The 1,157-nt window shown below is 47.8% G+C and carries 2 tRNA genes and 2 rRNA genes; all 4 read left to right on the top strand.

Annotated features, from left to right (window positions below):
* Positions 1 to 197: ribosomal RNA gene (locus ACFWDE_RS30520) — 16S ribosomal RNA — on the top strand; the annotation flags it as partial.
* Between the two features lie 131 nt (positions 198 to 328).
* A tRNA-Ile gene (locus ACFWDE_RS30515) sits at positions 329 to 405 on the top strand.
* A gap of 10 nt (positions 406 to 415) precedes the next feature.
* A tRNA-Ala gene (locus ACFWDE_RS30510) sits at positions 416 to 491 on the top strand.
* A gap of 80 nt (positions 492 to 571) precedes the next feature.
* Positions 572 to 1,157: ribosomal RNA gene (locus tag ACFWDE_RS30505) — 23S ribosomal RNA — on the top strand; the annotation flags it as partial.

Below are 1,157 nucleotides of genomic sequence, written 5' to 3'. Positions count from 1 at the left end.
GTAATCGCGGATCAGCATGCCGCGGTGAATACGTTCCCGGGCCTTGTACACACCGCCCGTCACACCACGAGAGTTTGTAACACCCGAAGTCGGTGGGGTAACCTTTATGGAGCCAGCCGCCTAAGGTGGGACAGATGATTGGGGTGAAGTCGTAACAAGGTAGCCGTATCGGAAGGTGCGGCTGGATCACCTCCTTTCTATGGAGAATTGATGAACGCAGTTCATCAATATAAGTTTCCGTGTTTTGTTTTCGTTTAGTTTTGAGAGTTCAATATAAGTATTGACTCTTAAATGAGAATATTATATAAATAAATTCTGCAATTTGTATGGGCCTATAGCTCAGCTGGTTAGAGCGCACGCCTGATAAGCGTGAGGTCGATGGTTCGAGTCCATTTAGGCCCACCATACATTTTACGGGGCCTTAGCTCAGCTGGGAGAGCGCCTGCCTTGCACGCAGGAGGTCAGCGGTTCGATCCCGCTAGGCTCCACCAAAAAGCTATTTTATATAGCAAATGGTATGTTCTTTGAAAACTAGATAACAGTGTAGCTCATATTTTTTTAATTTTAGTTTGGTTAAGTTAGAAAGGGCGCACGGTGGATGCCTTGACACTAGGAGTCGATGAAGGACGGGACTAACGCCGATATGCTTCGGGGAGCTGTAAGTAAGCTTTGATCCGAAGATTTCCGAATGGGGAAACCCACTATACGTAATGGTATGGTATCCTTACCTGAATACATAGGGTATGGAAGACAGACCCAGGGAACTGAAACATCTAAGTACCTGGAGGAAGAGAAAGCAAATGCGATTTCCTGAGTAGCGGCGAGCGAAACGGAATCTAGCCCAAACCAAGAGGCTTGCCTCTTGGGGTTGTAGGACATTCTATACGGAGTTACAAAGGAACGAGGTAGACGAAGCGACCTGGAAAGGTCCGTCACAGAGGGTAACAACCCCGTAGTCGAAACTTCGTTCTCTCTTGAATGTATCCTGAGTACGGCGGAACACGTGAAATTCCGTCGGAATCTGGGAGGACCATCTCCCAAGGCTAAATACTCCCTAGTGATCGATAGTGAACCAGTACCGTGAGGGAAAGGTGAAAAGCACCCCGGAAGGGGAGTGAAAGAGATCCTGAAACCGTGTGCCTACAAATAGTCAGAGC

The sequence above is a fragment of the Bacillus sp. NPDC060175 genome (assembly GCF_042728695.1).
Lineage (GTDB): Bacteria > Bacillota > Bacilli > Bacillales > Bacillaceae_G > Bacillus_A.
Note: the sequence above shows the minus strand (reverse complement) of the source record. Positions and strands in the feature narration are given on the sequence as shown.